Origin of the sequence: Synechococcus sp. W55.1, from assembly GCF_047461655.1 — a bacterium.
Taxonomy (GTDB): domain Bacteria; phylum Cyanobacteriota; class Cyanobacteriia; order Thermostichales; family Thermostichaceae; genus Thermostichus.
The window spans coordinates 12,853-33,434 of record NZ_JANSHN010000028.1; the positions used below are offsets into that span (position 1 = coordinate 12,853).

At 59.2% G+C, this 20,582-nt stretch carries 19 protein-coding genes; 3 read left to right on the plus strand and 16 right to left on the minus strand.

Annotated elements, in window-relative coordinates; all coding sequences use genetic code 11:
* Window positions 1–19: 19 nt before the first annotated feature.
* Together NW816_RS12445 and NW816_RS12450 are read right to left on the minus strand one after the other, a co-directional pair.
* Window positions 20–730 (minus strand): class I SAM-dependent methyltransferase, encoded by a 711-nt coding sequence (locus NW816_RS12445; protein WP_414375084.1) that lies wholly within the window; start codon window positions 728–730, stop codon window positions 20–22.
* A gap of 49 nt (window positions 731–779) precedes the next feature.
* A complete protein-coding gene (locus NW816_RS12450; RefSeq protein WP_414409362.1) occupies window positions 780–1,727 on the minus strand; it encodes a sugar phosphate nucleotidyltransferase in 948 nt (315 codons plus the stop codon).
* Window positions 1,728–2,155: 428 nt separating this feature from the next.
* Here NW816_RS12450 and NW816_RS12455 point away from each other — a divergent pair, with 428 nt between their 5' ends.
* The 3 genes from NW816_RS12455 (at window position 2,156) to NW816_RS12465 (ending at window position 4,852) form a co-directional block, all read left to right on the plus strand.
* Window positions 2,156–3,019, plus strand: a complete 864-nt coding sequence (locus NW816_RS12455) for an ABC transporter substrate-binding protein (protein WP_414409363.1) — start codon at window positions 2,156–2,158, stop codon at window positions 3,017–3,019.
* Window positions 3,016–3,837: an amino acid ABC transporter permease gene (locus NW816_RS12460; protein WP_414375079.1), complete on the plus strand. Its 822-nt coding sequence runs from the start codon at window positions 3,016–3,018 to the stop codon at window positions 3,835–3,837. Before NW816_RS12455 ends, NW816_RS12460 begins: the two co-directional genes overlap by 4 nt.
* 91 nt (window positions 3,838–3,928) lie before the next feature.
* Window positions 3,929–4,852, plus strand: coding sequence for an NAD(+) kinase (locus tag NW816_RS12465; protein WP_414355837.1), 924 nt, complete (start codon window positions 3,929–3,931; stop codon window positions 4,850–4,852).
* 14 nt (window positions 4,853–4,866) lie between these two features.
* Here NW816_RS12465 and NW816_RS12470 read toward each other — a convergent pair whose 3' ends face one another.
* From NW816_RS12470 to NW816_RS12535, 14 genes are all read right to left on the minus strand, one after another.
* Window positions 4,867–6,006 carry a glucose-6-phosphate dehydrogenase assembly protein OpcA gene (locus NW816_RS12470; RefSeq protein ID WP_011434453.1) on the minus strand — a complete coding sequence of 380 codons (1,140 nt, stop codon included), beginning with the start codon at window positions 6,004–6,006 and terminating at the stop codon, window positions 4,867–4,869.
* A 130-nt stretch (window positions 6,007–6,136) separates the two neighbouring features.
* The gene (locus NW816_RS12475; RefSeq protein WP_414409364.1) at window positions 6,137–7,735 is read right to left on the minus strand and encodes a glucose-6-phosphate isomerase; all 1,599 of its coding nucleotides are present in this window, start codon (window positions 7,733–7,735) and stop codon (window positions 6,137–6,139) included.
* A gap of 46 nt (window positions 7,736–7,781) precedes the next feature.
* On the minus strand, window positions 7,782–8,288 hold the full coding sequence (folK, locus tag NW816_RS12480) for a 2-amino-4-hydroxy-6-hydroxymethyldihydropteridine diphosphokinase (RefSeq protein WP_414409365.1): 507 nt from the start codon (window positions 8,286–8,288) through the stop codon (window positions 7,782–7,784).
* Window positions 8,285–8,650 (minus strand): dihydroneopterin aldolase, encoded by a 366-nt coding sequence (gene folB, locus NW816_RS12485; protein ID WP_414409366.1) that lies wholly within the window; start codon window positions 8,648–8,650, stop codon window positions 8,285–8,287. Before folB ends, folK begins: the two co-directional genes overlap by 4 nt.
* The gene (gene folP, locus NW816_RS12490; protein WP_414409367.1) at window positions 8,637–9,491 is read right to left on the minus strand and encodes a dihydropteroate synthase; all 855 of its coding nucleotides are present in this window, start codon (window positions 9,489–9,491) and stop codon (window positions 8,637–8,639) included. Before folP ends, folB begins: the two co-directional genes overlap by 14 nt.
* 551 nt (window positions 9,492–10,042) lie before the next feature.
* Entirely contained in the window at window positions 10,043–11,134 is a 1,092-nt protein-coding gene (gene ychF / locus NW816_RS12495; protein ID WP_414409368.1) for a redox-regulated ATPase YchF, read from the minus strand.
* Window positions 11,135–11,404: 270 nt separating this feature from the next.
* Window positions 11,405–12,799 (minus strand): 23S rRNA (uracil(1939)-C(5))-methyltransferase RlmD, encoded by a 1,395-nt coding sequence (rlmD, locus tag NW816_RS12500; protein WP_414409369.1) that lies wholly within the window; start codon window positions 12,797–12,799, stop codon window positions 11,405–11,407.
* A gap of 153 nt (window positions 12,800–12,952) precedes the next feature.
* Window positions 12,953–14,140 carry a GNAT family N-acetyltransferase gene (locus tag NW816_RS12505; protein WP_414409370.1) on the minus strand — a complete coding sequence of 396 codons (1,188 nt, stop codon included), beginning with the start codon at window positions 14,138–14,140 and terminating at the stop codon, window positions 12,953–12,955.
* Window positions 14,125–14,313 carry a hypothetical protein gene (locus NW816_RS12510; RefSeq protein ID WP_414355828.1) on the minus strand — a complete coding sequence of 63 codons (189 nt, stop codon included), beginning with the start codon at window positions 14,311–14,313 and terminating at the stop codon, window positions 14,125–14,127. Before NW816_RS12510 ends, NW816_RS12505 begins: the two co-directional genes overlap by 16 nt.
* 68 nt (window positions 14,314–14,381) lie before the next feature.
* On the minus strand, window positions 14,382–15,440 hold the full coding sequence (locus tag NW816_RS12515) for an ATP-grasp domain-containing protein (protein ID WP_414329283.1): 1,059 nt from the start codon (window positions 15,438–15,440) through the stop codon (window positions 14,382–14,384).
* A gap of 39 nt (window positions 15,441–15,479) precedes the next feature.
* A complete protein-coding gene (locus NW816_RS12520; protein ID WP_414409371.1) occupies window positions 15,480–16,211 on the minus strand; it encodes an alpha/beta hydrolase-fold protein in 732 nt (243 codons plus the stop codon).
* 128 nt (window positions 16,212–16,339) lie between these two features.
* Window positions 16,340–16,993, minus strand: coding sequence for an LON peptidase substrate-binding domain-containing protein (locus NW816_RS12525; RefSeq protein ID WP_414355826.1), 654 nt, complete (start codon window positions 16,991–16,993; stop codon window positions 16,340–16,342).
* 128 nt (window positions 16,994–17,121) lie between these two features.
* Window positions 17,122–18,687 (minus strand): UDP-N-acetylmuramoyl-L-alanyl-D-glutamate--2,6-diaminopimelate ligase, encoded by a 1,566-nt coding sequence (locus NW816_RS12530; protein WP_414409372.1) that lies wholly within the window; start codon window positions 18,685–18,687, stop codon window positions 17,122–17,124.
* A gap of 112 nt (window positions 18,688–18,799) precedes the next feature.
* A complete protein-coding gene (locus tag NW816_RS12535) occupies window positions 18,800–20,569 on the minus strand; it encodes an ABC transporter ATP-binding protein (protein ID WP_414409373.1) in 1,770 nt (589 codons plus the stop codon).
* Window positions 20,570–20,582: the final 13 nt, after the last annotated feature.

Here is a 20,582-nt window from a genome sequence, read left to right on the forward strand (position 1 = left end):
TTTCCCGGTTGTGAGCAGATCACGGTCTGCGCTGAATCCAATAGGTGGTGAACAGTTCGCCACTGGCCTGTTTCTGAATTTTGCCCCCCAAGGCTGCGATGCGCCGCTCCCACTCCGTTAGGGGGGTGAAAATCGGTTCGGTGCCTTTGAATAGCTCGATGAGGCCCCATTGTTCCGCCCACACCGAGTCGGGATTGACCACTTCAATAATCACAGGTGCAGCCGGTCGCAACACTCGCATCAACTCTGCCCAAACCGCGTCGAAGTACTCAATCGGGTAGTAGTACAAAAATCCGGTGGCAATGGCCAGATCAAATTGCTCCGACTCGTAGTTTTCCAAATGGTGGGCGGATCCCTGTTGCATTGACTTGAACAGCTTGGAGTTAAGCTGGGGTGCCCGCGAGCGAATAAAGCGCACAATCTCACCGCTCAGCTCATGGCCGTAAAAGTAGGCTTGCCAATCGTTCCAGGGATAGGTCAGGAAGCTTACCCCACAGCCCAAATCCAAACAGGCTTCCCGTTTTTTGGGGGCACGCAGTTGCCAAAAGGGGATCCCGAGGCGTTCTTGCAGGTGATCCCGCTGCTGGGCTTGCCAAAAAGGCAGTTGCTCCAGGTCTGGGGGAAGTTGCCAAGCTGGCTGACCCAGTTGAATTTCCAGCTCCCGATTAAAGCGAGCAGCTACGGCAGCAAGGTAGGGATCCCAGCGTTCCCCGGTTTGTGGTAACTCCATCTGTTGATGGCTTTGTCGTGGATGGTTGTGGACTTAACTTGCACTTAACCTACACTACCAGGACTCTCGGCCCGTAGGCTCCCGGCTGCAGGGATCCATTCACCCAACTGTGGCTGCCGAGGATGGTGCCTGCCGGAATCTGAGCTTGGGATCCCAAACGGGTGTGGGCGCCGATGTAGCAGGGGGCGTGCAGTTGAGCGCTGGGATGGATCTCAGCCGTTTTGTGCACCCATATCCCCGGCGCCTGTTGCTGCACATTTTCTAAGGGAAAATCCGTCATTCGGCCCAGAAGAATGTCCAGTTGGCCGTGGTAGTAGCTGGCCGGCGTGCCCAGATCCCGCCAGTAGCCTGCGTGGAGATAAGCTTGCATCCGTTGCCCTTGCCTGAGCAAATCGGGGAAGATACGCCGCTCAAAGCTGAGGGGATCCCCACTGGGGTAGTCTTTAAAAATGGCCGGATCCAAGACATAGGTGCCGGCGTTGATCGTGTCGGTGGTGAGGGTGAGGGCTTCTGCAGGGGTGGGTTTTTCCCGAAAAGATTGGATCTGGCCCCCTTCCCCAACTTCCACCAGGCCATAGGCGGTGATATCTTCCACGCGGGCGAGGGTGAGGGTGGCCATGGCCTTGCTCTGCACATGACATTGCATCAACGCCTGCAAATCCAGATCCGTGAGGATGTCGGCATTGAAAACCACCAAGGGATCCCCGGTGAAATAGGGCTGAGCCAGCACCAAAGCTCCTGCCGTATCCAAAGGCGTCTCTTCGGGAATGTAGCGGAGCTTCACCCCCAAAGCAGCGCCATCTCCCAGAGCAGCCTCAATTTGTTGGCCCAGATAACCCACGCTGAGCAAAATATCCGTCAAGCCGGCTCGGCGGCAGCGCCCGATCAGCCATTCCAAAAAGGGCACATCCAGGAGGGGCAACAAAGGCTTGGGTTGCAAAAAGGTAAAGGGCCGTAAACGAGTTCCTTTCCCACCCGCCAAGATCACCGCTTGCATAACCACCCTCAACCCCGTTCTCTTCCAAAGATATTGACATCCTCTCCGCCCAATTGCTAAGGGGGATCCATTGGGTCGAGCCAAATGTTTTCTGCTACCCAGAACGTCGATTCTCCGTTGCCCACAGAGGGATACGAATTGCCCCCCCGGGCAACACAGCACGAGTCTTGATCGCAAGTCTCAGGGGATGCCTTTCTGGAGGAGATATTTCAATCTCAATTGGGATTCATAAGCTCAATCCTGAGACAGTTGATTTGCCTTTTTTAGAGCATGTTTGGAGAATTGCGACCCGCTCGCCCCAGTCGGGAATAGCCACCCAAAGCGGCAGTGTCAGGTGATACTACCTTGCAACGGGAATTGTGACAGCCTTGGATAGCTTGGATGGATTCCAATGGGTTTGCCCTTCACCTTCATCTGAGGTTTTGCCGATGTCTGTTTCTCGACGCCGATCCCTACAAGCCCTTTGCTTGACCCTGGCCGGATGCTGGGCTCTAGGCACACACCAGGGATCCCTGCTGGCCCAAGGTAGCGATTTGTTGGCTCAAGTTCAAGAGCGGGGGGTGCTCCGGATTTCCACCGACTCCAATTACCGGCCTCAGAGCTACCTCAATCCCGACGGCAGTTGGGAAGGATTTGACGTGGATGTGGCGCGCGAGATCGCCAAGCGCTTGGGGGTAAAGGCTGAGTTTTTGGATATCAACTTTGATGTCATCACCGCCGGATCTTGGAATGGCCGCTGGGATGTCAATGTCGGCTCCATGACCGTGACTGCCGAACGCCAGAAAGCTCTGCTGTTTACCATTCCCTACTACTACACCCCCGCCAGCTTCGTGGTCCACCAAGCCTCGACCCTGACCGATATCGCCGCTTTGGAAGGAAAGCGAGTTGGGGTGGGCACCGCCACCACCTACCAAGCTTACCTGGAGGGCAACCTCACTCTGGAAGGAGAGACCATCCAAGTTCCGGCCCCGCGGGTGGACATTCGCATCTACGACACCGATAGCCTGGCTCTGCAGGATTTGGCACTGGGGGATGGCACCCGCCTGGATGCAGTCTTGACAGCTTTGCCGACGGCTGAAAACGCCACTCGGGAAGGACTGCCCCTGAAAACTCTGGGGAATCCAGTCTACTATGAAGCCTTGGCTGTGGCCTTGGATCGCTCCAGCCCTGCCCCTTCCGAGAGCTTGCAAGCCAAAATTAACGAAATCTTAGAATCCATGCATGCGGACGGCACGCTAACAGCCCTCTCGAAGCGGTATTACGGCATTGATCTGACGAAAAAAGCTGAGTGAGCAAAGACTCTATCCCACTGGAGCAGCCCATTTACCCACCGCCCCGGATTCGAAAAGGGATCCCGTTCCCGGTGGCCCAGGGGTTGTGGTTGGTTTTGTGGCTGCTGTTGTTGGTGTTCACCTTCAGCGGGGTACAGTTGGAGTTGGCCGGGATCCCCATCCGTACCTTGCGTCTCAACGGCAACTTTGTGCGCGAGTGGTGGTGGTTCATCTCGCAAGGGGTGGGCACTACTTTTCAACTGTCCTTGGTCTCCATCCTCTGTGCCACCACCTTGGCCTTTTTGTCGGCACTGGCGGGCCTCTCCCAGATTGCCCCTCTGAGCAGCCTCTCCGCTCTGTATGTCTCGTTGATGCGAGGCACACCTCTATTTCTGCAGTTTTTGTTCATCTACCAGGCTTTGCCGCAACTGGGCCTGGTGTTCGGCTCGTTTACTTCGGCGGTGCTGGCCTTGAGCCTGAACTATGGCGCCTACATGAGCGAGATCTTCCGGGCCGGGATCCAAGCCATTCCCGTCGGGCAGCGGGAAGCCGCCTATGCCCTAGGGCTTAAGCCTTGGCAAACCCTATGGTGCATTGTTCTGCCGCAAGCTTTTCGAATTGTCTTACCGGACATTGGCAACCAATTCATCGCCATGCAGAAAGACACTGCCCTGGCCAGCGCCATTGCTTTGCAGGAGTTGATGGGCCGGGCTCGACAGGCGGGTTTGCCGCGCCAACATTTTTTTGAGGCTTTGGTGGTGGCAGCGCTGTGGTACTGGCTGCTGACGTTGATCTTGTCGTTTTTCCAGGGGCGCTTGGAACGGTACTTGGCCCGCTAGAGGAGCGCAGAAATTGGGGAATGGATCACCTGGCCAGCAGAAGGGCCTGCAGAACTGATAGAGTTTTGGCACCTCTGCCTTCCCATTGCCCATGACCAAGCCCAAAGCCGGGATCCTCTACAACGACGCCAAACCCGCCGCCAAACGCAGCAGCGAAACCCTAGCCCGCTGGTTTCAGGAGCAGGGCTGGGAAGTCTGTGTGGCCCCCAACTGGGGCGGTATCCTCGGCTATGCCAAGCCCGACAGCCCCATCTGCCTGACCAGAGTAGATAGCCTGGCCCCGGCTGGATTTGATCAAACCATGAAGTTTGCAGTGGTGTTGGGGGGAGATGGCACCGTCTTGGCAGCAGCGCGGCAACTGGCCCCCAAAGGGATCCCCCTGTTGGCGGTGAACACGGGCCACCTGGGCTTTCTGACGGAGACCTACCTTTCTCATCTAGAGGAGGCAGCCAGCGCCGCCATTGCCGGGGAATACACCCTGGATCGCCGCAGCATGTTGCTGGTGCAAGCCTACCGAGGGCAGGAATTGCGCTGGGAGGTCTTGAGCTTAAACGAGATGGTGCTGCACCGCGAGCCTTTGACCAGCATGTGCCATTTCGAGATCACCATCGGGGATCACTCACCTCTGGATGTGGCTGCCGACGGAGTGATTTTGGCTACTCCCACCGGCTCGACGGCTTATGCCCTCTCGGCGGGTGGGCCGGTGATCACACCGGGGGTGCCGGTTTTGCAGTTGATCCCCATCTGCCCCCATTCCATGGCCTCGCGGGCCTTGGTCTTTCCCGATTCGGAGGAGGTGTGGATTAGCCCCGTTACCCCTCAGCCGCTGGTTTTGGTGGTGGATGGGAATGCCGGCTGCTATATCATGCCGGAAGACCAGATTCGGGTGGTACGTGCCCCCTATTGGACGGATTTGATGCGCCTGCGCCGACCGGAATTTTTCCGCGTTATGCGCGAGAAATTGGGGTGGGGACTGCCCCATGCTTCCAAGCCCACGTCGGTGGAGCTGCCTTGAAACAGAAGCGGATCTCAGCTTTTGCCCAGCTTCAGCATCTGATCCACCACCCCTAGGGTTTCTTCGTAGAGGTAGTCGGGGCCAAGCCGCTGCAACTCGGCAGCCAGCAGGGTGTCGAGGGAATCCTGCTCCAGGGGAGCCACCTGGCGAACCACACATCTCTGAGCGCCCCCCATGGCTTCCATGCGCATACACCCTGTGATTTCGGAGCACAGCACAGTACAGGCGTCGGCTTCTTGGTTGCTGGAGGTAAGGCGCAGCCCGATGAGATCCCCCGGCTGGCTGATTTCCGAGGCCAAGGGCACAGCGGCCAGTTCTGCCATCACCTCGCCGCCCCTTTGGGTTTGCAAGCGGATACGGTCGATCTGGTAATCGTGCTCCTGAGCCTGAACCCGCTCTGTGGGAGTCCATCCCAGGCGACCGGCCAGCCAGCCCAGGAAAAGGAACGCCTGGCAGGGATTGCCGGCTTTGTAGTCGAGGTTCACGCGATCTACGAGGTATAGGGACTCCCGCCGGTCGGGAGGGTCAAAGGCTTGGGCGGTGAGTTCCTGCCAAGGCAGCAGCCGCCGCCAGTTGAGATCCCCACAGTGGCGCCCCTCACCCACCAAGAGGTGGATTTCCTGCAGATCTTCTTCTGGATTGACAAAGCCCCGTGAATCGACGATGACCCGGTTGCTCAGAGCCACCAATTTTTGAAACAGCAAGCTGTTCAAATCCAGATCCCCTTGCCACCACAAAAAGGTGGGCAAGTTGGGGATCAGCAGCGAGGCAACGGTGCTGCAGGCCCGCACAAAGGCCGATTCGGGCGCTTTCAGGGTGATGTATTCGCAACAGACCAACGAGCTGCGCTGCTCACGGGTCACCGGGCAATAGGCGGCCACCTGGGCCTCGATGGCATCGTCTGGGGATCCCTCTCGTTTGGCGCGCAGGTCAATGACGCGACAGGGGTTCTGGGTGGCGATGGCTTCGACGGTGGGGGAAGGCAGCAACAGCGCATCGTCCAGAGATTCGTACACCACCAGGGTAAAGGTGGCAGCGCGGGCGGCAACGCTCTCTCCTTTGGAAGACCAGATCTTGTTCAGCTCCTGCTCAATATCTTCGATGGAGACATCTTTCGGGGTTTGTAGGGGCAGGACGGCAGCAGATTGATCCATAGTCTCCTCCTGGAGTGGACTCTTGCTCGATTCTAGGCAGGGGGGTCGGCTGGCCGGGAAGGGCTTAAGGCGAGGTACAGATTGACCAACTCAAGCCTGCTCTCCGCACTTGCTCCAGGAAACTCGAGGCTCAAGCAGGCCGAGGCTGGATGTTCAGCTCCAAGGGGCAGGCGGGATCCCCTGTCAAGAGCACTCCGCGGCCATTGGCGTGCAAGTGCCGCACAATCCAGTACAGGGTTTCTATGCGCTCCGGGCAGCCCAGTTGCTTCGCCAGTTGGGGCAAAGTCAGGGATCCCTGCTGCTCCTGCACCGTCTCTAGCACCCGCCGTTGCAGCTCCAAGACGGCGCTGGCGGCTTTTTTGCCTGCTTCCACCCCCGGTTGATGGTAGGCGTTGATCTGGATTAGGGAGGCATAGAGGCCCACGGCTCGTTCGTAGAGGGCGATCAAGGCCCCCACCGAGCGGGCATCTACCCGTGGCAGCGTCACGGTAATGGAGTCGCGACCGTTTTCGTAGAGGGCCTGGCGGGTGCCCTGCAGCAGGCCGTTCAGGTAGTCGCCACTGGTCACCTGCGGCTCCACGAAGGGGGAAGGGATCCCAGGCTCCCGATCCTGAAGCACCTCGATGAAGGTGACAAAGAAGTTGTTCAAGCCATCCCGCAACTGCTGGACGTAGGCATGTTGGTCGGTGGTGCCCTTGTTGCCGTAAACGGCGATGCCCTGCTCCACACGGTTGCCGTTTAGATCGTGGGATTTGCCCAGGGATTCCATCACCAACTGTTGTAAGTAACGGCTAAACAGCAGCAGGCGATCCTTGTAGGGCAAAACCACCATGTCCTTGCGCCCTTGCCCTTGACCGACGATGTACCAGGCCATGGCCAGCAGAGCGGCGGGATTGCGCTCCAGGTGGGGCAGGCGGGTGGCCTCATCCATGGTGGCTGCCCCGGCCAGCAAAGCCCGGATATCAATGCCCTGCAACGCTGCCGGCAACAGGCCCACCGGGGACGTTTCGGAGGTGCGCCCCCCCACCCAGTCGAAGATGGGGAAGACCTCCAACCACCCCTCCTGCCGCGCCTGCTGCTCCAATTGGCTGCCGGGGCCGGTGATGGCCACCGCATGGGCAGAAAAAGGGATCCCGGCTTTTTGGTAGGCCAGCTTCACCTCCACCAAGCCATTGCGGGGCTCTGGGGTGCCGCCGGATTTGGAGGTGGTGATCACCAGGGTTTGCCCCAGTTGGTCTGCCAGCCGCCCCAGCACCCGGTCAAACCCGTCGGGATCCGTGTTGTCGATGAAGTGGATGTTCAGGGGGGGGTGCAGCGGAGCCAGGGCCTCCGCCACAAATTGCGGCCCCAGAGCTGAGCCGCCAATGCCAATGCAGAGCAGCTCGGTGAACCGTCCCCCCCCGCTGGCCGGGATGGTTCCGCGATGGATCTTTTCGGCAAAGGTTTCCACTCGCTCAATGGAATCCTGAATGGCCTGCCGGATTTCAGGGGTGGGAGCCAGCTCGGGCGCCCGCAGCCAATAGTGGCCCACCTGGCGGCCTTCGTCGGGGTTGGCAATGGCTCCTGCCTCCAAAGCCTGCATATCGGCAAAAGCCTGGGCAAAGCGAGGCCGTAGCGCTTCCACCTGAGGGGGAGTGAAACGGATGCGGCTGATATCGACGAAAATCTCCAGGCCGGGATGGTAGTAAAGCCAATCGCAGTAGCGCTGCCAGAGTTGGAGGCTGTCCATGGGATCCCTTTTGCCGAAATCCCTAACCAGCTTACCAAACTCTTTCTTACTCCCAGCCGAGGGTTGTGCGCTCCAGCCAGGACTGATCCAAACTGACCAGCGCCTCTTTGACCCCCACACCGGTCTCAGGGTGACGCCAGTCGGGAGCGATCTCCCCCAAGGGAGCTAAGACAAAAGCACGTTCCATCATGCGGGGGTGGGGCAACGTCAGCTCAGGGCTGTTCAGGATGCGGCTGCCCATGGCCAGCAGATCCAAATCCAGGGTTCTGGCCTCCCAGCGGATGCGCCGCACCCGTCCTGCCTCCTGCTCGATGGCCAGCAGCGCCCCGAGCAACTCCAGGGGAGACCGGTAGGGGGGAAAGGGATCCAACGCCACCACTGCGTTAAGGTAGTCAGGCTGTCCGGGTGGCCCCCCTTGGGCTGGGCTGCGGTAGAGACTGGAACGGGCCGCCACCTCTCCCAACCGGCGCAACTTCTGCACAGCCAAGCGCAACTGCTGCAGCGGATCCCCCAAGTTGCTTCCCAGGGCAATGTAGGCCAGGTCGGGATTCATACAGATCGGCGACGGTCGATCTCTACGTAAACATCATCGAACAGCCCCGGCAGGGGAGCTTGGGGCTTGTGAACCCGCACGGTCAGGGCCTCCAGTTGGGGATAGCTCTGCCACAGCCGCTCTGCAATCTGGTCTGCCAAGGTCTCGACCAAGCGGTAGCGTTGGCCGGTCACCTCCTGCCGCACCCTCTCGTACACCTGGGCGTAGTCCACCGTGCGCGAGAGGTCATCTTGGATCTCGGCTAGGGAAAGCCGCATCTCCACGTCCACCACAAAACGCCCACCCAAAACCGCTTCCTCCGGGCAGTGGCCGTGATAGGCATGAAAGACGAGGCCCTGCAGCACCAGCCTACCCTGCGTCATGGTGCAGAGCTTCCCAAGTGGCAAGGGCGGAAACATGAGCCGGCACGTTGTGAACCCGTACCAGGGCAGCCCCCCGGCTGGCTGCAAACAGGTGCACGGCCACGCTGGCGCTGTCTCGCTGATTAGGTACGGCAATGCCGGAAAGCTTGCCCACAAAACTTTTGCGGGATGCCCCCACCAAAACTGGGTAGCCGTAGGCCACCAGCCGCGGTAGGGCTTTAAGCAGGACTACATTCTGCTCAGCAGTTTTGGCAAAGCCCAAGCCCGGATCCAAAACAACGCTGGGCACGCCCGCTGCTAGGGCCCGCTCTGCCTGTTCCCTGAGAAAACCGAAAACCTCCCCCTCCAGGTCAGCATAGTCGGTCTGCTGCTGCATGGTGCGCGGCTCTCCCCGCATGTGCATGATCACCGCCGGCACCCCCGCCTCGGCACACACCTGCACCATCTGCGGATCCCGCAGCCCGGTTACGTCGTTCACCAAGTGGGCGCCGGCAGCCAAAGCCGCCGCTGCCACCTCCGGCTTGCGGGTGTCGATGCTGATGGGGATCCCGGATCCCTGCAAAGCTCGAATTACCGGCAAAACCCGGTCGCATTCCACTTCTACCGGCACCGGATCTGCCCCTGGGCGGGTGGACTCGCCGCCAACATCCACCATCAAGGCCCCTGCCGCCGCCATGGCCTCGGCTGCCTGCACGGCTGCTTCTGGGGATCCCCACAGGCCGCCATCGCTAAAGCTGTCGGGTGTTACGTTGAGCACCCCCATCACCGCAACCCCGCGCCACGAGAGGCGATAGCCTTCCGCCGCCTTTTCGGCCCTGGGCAGGGGACGCCGAGAGGTCAAGCTGGTAACACTTCTAACCTTCAGAAGATGATCCTGCGCAAAGAGCATGCTGGTTTGTGCTGCTGGGGCAAGGAAAGAGTCTCCCGCAGCTCAGGATACTATGGCCCAAGCCCCACGCATGGCTGAAATCCAGTGAAATGCTTCGGCGTCTCCGGCTTGCAGAATGCAACCTGGGGAAGAGCCTCCGCCAACTCAGACGCTGGGGTTGGCCTGAGTCGGCAGAGGAACTCATCCCACTCTAGAACATGATGTCGTCTTCGGAACGACCCCAGATGCACCAAATGATAGAGGCAAAGATTGCCATGTAAACCCAGGCCATCGGGCCGTATTGCAGCAGATCCATCAATACATCCCTAAAACATTTGTTTATCTAGTCCAATTATTGTGATGTTTCGTTACAGCGTCAACAGTTCTCTCAGGAAAGGGCTGCTTCTCAGACCCAACTGGAGCTAAGGCGCCAAGCTGGGATCCCTTGTCCAGGGCGGATTAAATTGCTGAGAAAACCCAGCTTGCCTGAGAGAGACGGCTGAGAGATGCAGGGGGATGGGGAGCTAGACATGGAAACGGAAGTGCATCACATCCCCTTCCTGCACTACGTAGTCTTTGCCTTCGCTGCGCAGCAGGCCCTTTTCTTTGGCGGCATTCAGGGATCCCGCCGCCACCAGATCGGCATAGGCCACCGTCTCGGCCCGGATGAAGCCCCGCTCAAAATCGGAGTGGATCACCCCGGCTGCCTGAGGGGCTGTGGCGCCGACTGGAATCGTCCAAGCGCGGGTTTCTTTGGGGCCAGAGGTAAAGTAGGTGCGCAAGCCCAACAGCTCGTAGGTGGCCCGGATTAGGGATTTCAGCCCGCCTTCTTTCACCCCCAACGAATCCAGATAGGCCTGTCGCTCGTCGGGGGGCAGCTCCACCAGTTCCGCCTCCACCTGGGCTGAGACCACCACCACACCTGCCCCTTCCGCCTCGGCAAATTGCCGCACCTGCTCCACCCAGGCATTGCCGCTGGCCAGATCCGTTTCCGCCACATTGGCGGCGTAGATGACTTTTTTGCGGGTGAGCAGCCCCAACCCTTTGATCAACTGCTCTTCTTCTGGGCTGAGGGGTACCAGGCGAGCCGGCTTGCCCTCGTCCAAGGCAGCCTGTAATTGTTCCAGAGCCTGCAACTCCAGTTGGGCGGTTTTGTCGGACTTTGCCTGCTTGCGCACCCGCTCTATGCGCCGCTCGATCTGGGCCAAATCCGCCAAGGCTAGCTCCAAGTTGATCACCCCGATATCCCGCAAGGGATCCACCGAACCCGCCACATGCACAATGTTCTCGTCTTGGAAGCAGCGCACCACGTGCACCACGGCGTCCACCTGGCGAATGTGGGAGAGAAACTGGTTGCCCAGACCCTCCCCCTTGCTGGCTCCAGCCACCAGCCCGGCAATATCCACAAACTCGATTTGGCTGGGGATGATCTCGGCAGAACCGCTGATCTTGGCCAGCACCTGTAGGCGCTCATCGGGCACTGCCACCCGCCCCACATTCGGCTCAATGGTGCAGAAGGGAAAGTTGGCCGCCTCGGCTTTGGCGTTTTCACAGAGGGCGTTGAACAAAGTGGATTTGCCTACGTTGGGCAGGCCGACAATTCCAGCTCTTAACATCCAGATCTCGGAGAAAAAGCCAAAAACCAGGGTAACGGGATCCCTTGCTAGGCCGGAAGATCCCTACTCCGACGTTAGCATTTGCGGCCCCTCGACGGTGCGCTTTCCCAACCGGTGAATCCGCTCCCAAGCGCTCCGCGCCGCCAACGCGACCACCCCTGGCCCCTCTCTCAAGGGAAGAAAGGAAATAGGCGAAACGACTGTATCTTTTGCTCCGCTGCACAGTGCTGGGCGACTGAGGTCTTGCCAAGGTGCGTGATCCTTTCCAATTCAAACTCGCTCCAGAAAGGCCACCCCCTCCACGTGCCCGGTTTGGGGAAAGAAGTCAGCCGCCCGCCATTGGGTGAGGCGATAGGAGCCCTCTGCCAATAAGACCTGTAAGTCTCGCGCCAAAGTGGCAGGGTGACAGCTAATGTAAACGATGCGCGGTGGTCGCCGCAGCTTTAAGGTCTCGAGCACTTGGCGGTCGCAGCCGCGCCGCGGCGGATCCAGCACCACAATGTCGGCAGGGGGCAGGGTTGGCAAAACCTGTTCCACCGTGCCCTCGAAAAATTGGGCCGAAGCGATACCGTTGAACTGGGCATTGTAGCGGGCTTGGGCCACTGCTTCCGGCAAGGCTTCCACCCCCACCACCCGTTTCGCCCGTTGGGCCAGCAGCAAGGTTAAGGTGCCGATGCCACAGTAGGCATCCAGGATGGTCTCTTCTCCCCGCAGGTTTAGTTGGTCGGCTATCCAGGTGAAAAAGGCTTCTGCTTGCTCTGTGTTGACCTGGAAGAAAGAGGTGCTGTCGATCCAGAGGGAAAAACCGGCAAATTCCTCCCGCAGAGCCCCTCGACCGGCAATGACCTCAGTCTCCGGGCCGAAGATGGCATTGGTACGAGCCGAGTTGAGATTGAGACAGACCCCCACCAGGTCGGGGTAGCGCTGCATCCAGCGTTCGGCCCAGCTTTCCAGATGGGGCAGGCGACGACTGCAACTGACCAAGGTAAGAAGCACCTCGCGGGTGCGGCGACCGATGCGCAAACCCAAGTGGCGGAGATGACCTTGGTGACGACTTTCGTCGTAGACACTCCAGCCCGTTTCTTGGAGATCCCGCTTGATTTCCCTCAGGAACACATCCAGCCGCTCGTCTTGCACGGGGCATTGGTTGAGGTTCACCAGGCGGTGGCTGCCCCGTTGGTAGTAGCCCATGCGCAAGGGCTGGCCCTCCGGTTTGGCCATGGGGTAGGTGACCTTGTTGCGATAGCGCAGCGGCTGCTGGGATCCCAAAATGGGGACAGGCTCCGGCAGAGCAAGACCGCCAATCCGCTCCAGCGCATCTCTGAGAATTTGCTGCTTGGTGGCCAACTGCTGGCCATAGCTGACGTGTTGCCATTGGCAGCCACCACATTTGTCCGCCACGATGCAGGCCGGTCGCACCCGTTCGGGAGAGGGAGAAACCAGCGACCGAATTCTCCCGACCAAGTAGTTGCGCTTGATCTCGGTTATTTGGGCCACCACCTGATCCCCGGGCACCGCCTGGGACACAAACACCACTCGCCCTTGTCCAAGTCCTACCGTGTGGGCAATGCCATCTCCCTGGGGGGTCAGGGCCGTGACCTCCAACGCCAAGAGATCCCCAGGTTTGACGGGATCAGGAAGGACGGAAGGGATCGGATGTTCCATTAAGCCGTTTCGCCGAAATTCGAAGTAACTACAACCATAGGTCAGGTCTGTGTTGGCTGGAGTCAGTATTGCCGAAAAAAGCTGTAGCAGGGCAAAAAGCATGTCAGCCGCCAACTGCTGACAGGGATTGAAAACCCGATCCAATGGAGTGGATTACTCCTTGGTCAAAGCAGATAGAGAAGGCAAAACATCTTCTCGAAAAGGAACCTCGTTTTGATTCACATTCTCCAGCTCGGCCAACATGAGAGGGTTAACCCGGTTCAGGTAGGGCACCAAAACCTGTTGCAGCCTTCGGCTATAGAAGCGGTGGTAGCTGTACACAGGCGTGGCCGGAAATCCCCGTCGGATCTTATGGGATCCCCCTGCGCCGGGATCAAAGTTGCGGATCCCTTCCCGGATGGCGAGGGCAATGGGCTCGTAATAGCAAACGTTAAAGTGCAAAAACTTCACCTCCTCCCGACAACCCCAGTAGCGCCCGAAGAGGCGATCCCCCTTACGAATACAAAAAGACATCCCCACAATTTCTGCATCCCGCTCCCCGGCCACCAGCACCACCCGCTCCCGATAGTCGGGATAGAGAGACTCGAAAAAGCGGCGATTGAGATATTTGCTCCAGTTCCAAAATTGGGCACAGGTGTTGCTGTAAAAGTCGTACATCAGAGACAACAGGCGCGGCGTGATCTCCTCTCCTGTGTAAATCTTGAGTTCTAGGCCGCTTTTTTCCATTGCAGCCCGCTCTCGCTTGATGTTGCGACGCTGGTTGGCATTGAACTGGCTCAAAAAGTCCTCGTAAGAGCGGTAGCCGGGGTTGTGCCACTGGTAGTTGTGGGTGATCCGGGGCGTAAATCCATCCGATTCCAGTTGAGTCCGCCAGTCCAGATCCACATAAAGCAAGCTAAATACCGAAATATCTTTTTCTTGGCAAAACCGATCAATGGCTGCCAGCATCAATGGCCACACCTCCGCTTCCGAACGCTCAGGATGAACGAGAATGCGATAGCCCGTAGCCGGAGTAAAGGGGGCCATGCCGATTAACTTCGGGTAGTAGCGTTCCCCCAGTTGGCCGGCAACTGCAGCCCATTCTTGGTCGAAGACAAACTCCCCTTGACTGTGGCTTTTCAAATACAAGGGGGCAGCAGCAATCAACTGGCCGTCTGCCTCCACCAACAAGTGACAGGGCAGCCACCCCGTCTTGCGGCTGGCACAACCTGAGCTTTCTAGGCTGTGCAACCATTCGTATTCCAAAAAAGGAGAGGTGCGCTCCGTTTGCAAAGCGTGCCAGGCCACTGCCGGGATCTCGCGAATATCGTGGCACCAGCGCCATTTCAAGCCGGTTGACATTTGCCTGCTCGGATCAGACCAACCCGCCGTGCAATTGCCTCAGCTTGGCTGGGAAAAGGCCCCCAATGCTCTTGCCGACTCAAGAGGGGATCCCCCGCCGCCAAATGCAGCACCTGGCAGGATCCCTGCGCCTGCTTGATCACGTACCACCCTGAAACGGGGTCGGAAACCACGCTGCTGCTCCTTTGCCCGTCCACAACTTCTCCGGCGGAAAACCACACTTTTGGGTTCTGGTTTGATTTTAATCGGGATCCCTGGGCTCGTAGTAACGGTTGGCCAATTCCAAAGCCATCTGAAACTTCTGCTCGCGGGTGAGATCGGCCCGTCGGGCAATGTGGGCAAAGCGGTTGATATCTGGGGGCAGGAAGTCGAAAGGACGCTGTTCCCGCACGATGTCCAAGACCAAATCGCAAAGGGCCTGCTGGTAATCGTTGTAGAAGATCTCTCCCAAAGCCTTGAGCCGCCCATCGGGCACCGGATTGTTAAAGTCGATGGCCTGCAGCTCTCCCTGCTCGTCGATGAATAGCTCCACCGAGTTCATTTCATAGCCCAAAACTCGATTGATAATCCGACAGGTATTGATGACTTTCTGGCCCATTTCCGGGGTAAGAAATTCTGGATCAAACAGATATTCGCTGGCATCGAACTTGCGAAAGATATACTTGATCGGAATGATCTTTCGGCCAATGCAGAGGGCGCGAATCTGCCAAGGGTAAGGGGTTTTGACCTTCTCTTGGATCATCATCACCTGAGATCCAGAGCGGTCGTAAAAATAGAGGAGCTGCTCCATGTTGTGGGCTATTTCTACTCCAATGGCCTCTCGCCCCTCCGCCGGCTTGATCACCATTGGCCAGCCCAGGTCTTCTGCCATCCCCTGCCAATCGAAAAACTTATGATACTTAAAGTCCTCTGCTTTCAATGCAGGGGCTTCTTTAGGGGGCAGAATGTAAGTTTTGGGGATGGAGATCCCCAGCTCTTTGACCACCATGTAGGCAGCATCTTTGTTGCGCAGGTAGTAATAAAAGCTAAAGGGGTTGTTGATGAGGTAAACCCCCCGAAAGGCAAAGCCCATGAATAGGCCGATGGCTTGGGGGTAAAGGTAGCTGAAGCGATCCAGGATCAAGCGATACTTGGTGCGGTAATCCAGGTTCACCTCATGAATGGTGACATGTTCGGCCCGGATCTTGTAAGTTTGGCCGTTGCGAGCTTGAACAGGGGGAAGTGCGTTGAGGCGAGCCAGAGTATCGTCCCCGAAAGGCTCGCTGAAGTGCAGGCTGCCAACCCAATAGTCTTCAATCATCAAAGCTCTCTCGTCAAAAGCTATTCCCTGCAAGGGATCCTACGCGAAGGCGCGGATTTGCGCTTGCCAAGTGGGCCAATCGTGATTCCCCTCCCATACCTCCAGTTGATGGGGGATGTTGTTGCGGCTAAGCACTTCCGCCAGACGCAGGTTGTCGCTGAGGCAGTGGTCGTGGCGAGCGGTGAGCAGCTTCAGCTCGGTGTTGCGCCCGCCCAAGTGATCCCAGAGTTGCCGGCTCATGTTGGACATATAGGCCAGCGGGTTGATGAAATACAGCTCCTGCTCTGCCCGTTGGGGATCCCAGCCGGTGATGGAGCCGAGAGCCGCCACATCGTAGGGCCCCCCCAGGGCCAAGCAACGGCGCACCAAGCCGGGGTGCCGACAGGTGAGGTTGACCGCATGGGTAGCCCCCAGGGAAAAACCGGCCACTACCAAAAACTCATTTTGCGCTTCCGCTTTGGCATAGGGGATCAGCTCTTCTACCCAGTGCTGCTCCAACAACAGCCAACGATCCCGACGTTGGGGCAAGTCCAGCTCGCGGTTGAAAAAGGTCTCCCAATCCAGGGTTTCCACGCAAAAAGCCTGCAAATAGCCCTGTTCCAGATGATGGCTGAGGCTGGCGATAATGCCGCGATCTTCCAAGTCGAAAAAACGCCCGTTGCTGGTGGGCAGACAGATCAGCGGGTAGCCGTGATGCCCGAAGTGGAGCATCTCCATTTCCCGGCCCAGGATCTGAGAGGGAAAGCGCAAGTAGCGGCGAGGGTAGGGCATGAAAAATGGGAAGGTATACCCAACTTTCTCTTCTGCAGGGAGCCGAGAAGGCCGAATTGTCCCCTCTGGAAGAACCCACAAGAGCTACCCGAACAGATGGGAGCAAATCTGATCGGTTAACGGGAACCTCAGGAAATTTCCGTGAACAGATCCTTGAGGGCTGTGCGGGCGGCCAAGTGCTTGCGGGTGGACTCAAGAATTTCGGCTTCCCGGCGCAGCCGGCTTTCGGTACTGACCATTTCCAGCAGAGCTTGCTGCTCTTGGGGGGCTCCATGAAAGTGGCTGGCCACCCAGTAGGACAATTCTATGGGAGTGGTGGGGAGCTGCTCCGGCAACTCTGCATCCCGCTCCATCAGCTTGCCCGAGAGACGCACCACATCCTGAAGGAGAGTGGTAACCTGGCGCACCCAGCCCTGCAGGTCATCGGAAGGGGTGGTCGGCTCATCCTCAATCCATTCCACCAGCCCCACCCGGAAGGGTTTTTCCCGCACGTAATCCAAGACGCGGAAGCGCTGCTGCCCCAAGGTCAAAATGTCCATACGGTCATCCGGCAAGCGCTGCACCTGCAACACCTCAGCACAACACCCTACCCGCACCGGGGATCCCGTCTGGGGATTGAACATCAGCACCCCAAAGCGGCGATCCGTCTCCAGGATGGTGTTGATCATCATGCGGTAGCGGTACTCGAATATGTGCAGCGGCAGAGGGCGGCCCGGAAACAGTACCACCTCCGGCAAGGGAAACAGGGGTAGCTCGCGAACATCCACGGAAGAAGAAGGCATAGGGCTTGTGCTTCTCGTTGTACTGAGTCTAGCCCATCTTTAGGTAGCCCATGTGGGCAACTGTAAGCCTTTTGACTTGCTGTTGGCAATCCTCACCCCCAGCCCCTCTTCCGAAGAGAGAGAGGAGTTTATCGGGAGGGGCTATGGCTGTTCAGGCGCAGGGCCAGGGCGGCACGGGCTTCTTCCCGGTCGTCGAAGTGAACCTTCTCGGTGCCCAGGATTTGGTAGTCTTCGTGGCCTTTGCCGGCGATCACCACTGTATCCCCTGGCCGCGCTTCGAGGATGGCCAGGCGAATGGCCTGCCGCCGATCCACCTCCACCGCCCTGGGGGATCCAGGGATCCCGGCCAGAATATCCCGCAGGATCTGCTGGGGATCTTCGGTGCGGGGGTTGTCGGAAGTAACAATCACCTGATCTGCCCAGGTGGCGGCAATGCGTCCCATCTGCGGTCGTTTGCCCCGATCCCGATCCCCCCCACAGCCAAAGACACAGATAAGCTGACCTTGCACCTGGGAGCGCAGGGCCTTGAGCAGGTTTTCCAGCCCGTCGGGGGTGTGGGCATAGTCCACAACTACCGCGATATCCTGCCCCGGCAGGGTCACCCGCTCCATCCGCCCCGGTACGCCCGGAAAGTGGGGCAGGGCCGACTGGATGATCTCGACAGGGATCCCCAAGTGCAGGGCTACCCCCACCGCCGCCAGCAGGTTGGCCAGGTTGAAGGATCCCACCAGGGGGGCTGCCACGGCAAAGGCGCCAGAGGGGGTGTGGAGCGTCGCCTGTAAGCCGCTGGGGTGCAATTGAACGTTGCTGGGCCAGAGGCCGGGGATCCCCTGCAGGGGCTGCAGAGAATAGGCCCAGGGATCCAAAGAGGGTTGGATGGCCTGCAAAAGCCGCCGTCCCCCGGCATCGTCGGCGTTGATCACCGCCCGCCCTTGGAGATATTCCTGTCGGAAGAGGGTGGCCTTGGCCTGCCAGTAGTTCTCCAGCGTCTGGTGAAAGTCCAGGTGATCCTGGGTGAGGTTGGTCCAGACGGCAGCGGCAAAGGAACATCCCCACACCCGATCTTGAGCGAGAGCATGGGAGCTCACCTCCATCACCGCCACCTCCGCCCCGGCTCTCTGGGCTTCCCTGAGGCTGCGCTGCAGTTCAGGCGGAAAAAGGGTGGTGTGGGGAGCAACTTCGCTGTGGCCCGGCCAGCGGTTGTACAGAGTGCCCAGCAAAGCGGTGGAGCGACCGGCAGCCTGCACCAAATGTTCAATGAGATGGGTGGTGGTGGTTTTGCCGTTGGTGCCCGTTACCCCCACCAAGGTCAGTTGACGGGCGGGAAAACCATAGAAAGCCGCCGCCACCTGGGCCACGGCCTTGGGGAGAGCCTCGCGCGGCATAAGCAGGATAGGCTGCTGCGACAGCAACTCCTGAGAAGACAAGCTCTCCCACGCCTCCTGGGAGATCAGGGCGGCCACCGCCCCTGCCGCCAGGGCCTGGGCCACGAAGCAACCCCCATCCACGCGGGATCCCGGCATCCCCAGAAAGAGATCCCCGGCCTGCACCTGGCGGGAGTCGGCACACAGGCTCCAAACTTGCACCCCCTCCAAGGATCCCTGGGCCAATCGGGGCTGGATCCCGGCTTGGCTGAGCAATTCCCACAGAGGGCGCTCCGCACCCCTAGCGCGAACAATCCCAACAGTCTCCATTCCACCACTCCTCCCTGCTTTGCAGCTTACGGTAGCCGCTCAACCCCCTTTCCGACCAGAGCGCCAGCGAGATCCCCTCTTTACCTTGGGAGAGGAGCCAGGGGTGAAGAAATCAGGCCAGTATCTCCTCCAGCTTCTGCTTGGCCCACAGGGAAGCATAGAGGCCCTTCTCGTCCGCCAGCAATTCGGCATGGGATCCCTTCTGCACGAGGCGGCCCCTGTCCATCACCCAAATCTGATCGGCTTCCACCGCAGCCGTAAGGCGATGGGTGATGAGAATCACCGTTTTCTGGGCCGTGACCCGACGCAGATGGCGAAGAATGGCCTGAGCCGTCTGATTGTCCACGCTGGAGAGAGAGTCATCCAGGATCAAGATGGGAGCATCCACCAGCAAAGCCCGGGCCAAGGCCACCCGCTGTCGCTGGCCACCGGAGAGGGTAATGCCCCGCTCTCCCACCAGAGTGTCGTAGCCCTTGGGAAAGTTGAGGATCTCGGCGTGGATGTGGGCGGCTTTGGCCACCCATTCCACCTCCCAATCTTCGGCATCCGGCTTGCCGTAGCGAATGTTATCCCGGACCGTGGCGCTGAACAGGAAGCTCTCCTGGGGCACATAGGCAATGGCCCGCCGCAGGGATCCCAGTTGAATCTGGGTGATATCCTGCCCATCCAAAAACAGTTGCCCCGGCTGGATCTCCAGCAGCCGAGGAAGGGCATTGGCCAGAGTGGACTTGCCCGCCCCAATCGGCCCCACCACCGCCACCATCTGGCCCGGTTCTATGCAAAAGTGCAAATCCTCTAGAGCCGGAGCTGCCGCAGGGCCGGCGAAGGCAAACGCGAGACCTCTGGCCTCGAGGCGACCCTGCACCCTCTCCAGAGGCAACGGCAAAGCGCCTGGGGCGTCTCGGATGGTGGGTTCTACCCCCAACAGAGCATCGATCCGCTCCAAGCTGACCTGCCCCCGCTGGTAGGCCGTGATGGTGAAGCCCAGCAGGGCGGTGGGAAATACCAACCGTTCCACGTAGAGGGTGAGGGCCGAAAAATCCCCGATGGTCAGCGTCCCTGCCGCAATCTGCGGCCCCCCCACCGCCAGCAGTAGCAACAAACTGAGGCTGACCAGCGCCACCAAAGAGGGGAAGAGCAAGTTGCGGGTGAGGGCTAAGCGTAAATTGGCCTGCAGCAGCCGCTGGTTCTGGCGGCGAAACCCCTGCTGCTCGTGCTGTTCTTGGCCGTATACCTTGATGACGGTGATGCCGTTCAGATCTTCTTGGATGAGATCGCTCAGATCTGCCAACTCCTGCTGCACCTGGAGCTGCTCCTGCTGCAGGCGGGCACTGCTCAGCTTGACCAAGACCAACATCACCGGAAACACCGATAGGGCCAGTGCGCTGAGGCGGGGCTCAATGCCAAACATGGCGGGCAGAGTGGTGGCATAGGCGAAGATCGTGTTGGCCAAACTGAGCAGGGCGAACCCCAACAGGCGGCGGATGTTTTCCACATCGCTGGTGATGCAGGTGAGAATGTCCCCGATGGTCTGCTGGGCAAAGTAGGAAGGCTGCAGGGTGAGCAAATGCTCGAAGATGGCTTGCTTGAGGTGAAACTCCACCTGCCGTCCCACCCCAAACATCCACACCCGCGAGGCAATGCGAATGCCCATCATCAGGCTGGAGACGACCAGCACCGTCAAGGCGTAAAGGGCAATGCGCCGGGCCGACAAAGTGGCCAGGTTCTGGCTGAGGTCATCGATGACCAGCTTGACGTACCAGGGCAGGAACACCCCCAGGCCATTGACCAAGAGCAGGGATCCAATGCCCAACCCCACCTGTCGTCGATAGGGGCGCAGATAATGGGCCAACTGTCGGAGATGGGATCCCGATCCGGTCACTCACTTGCTCCCT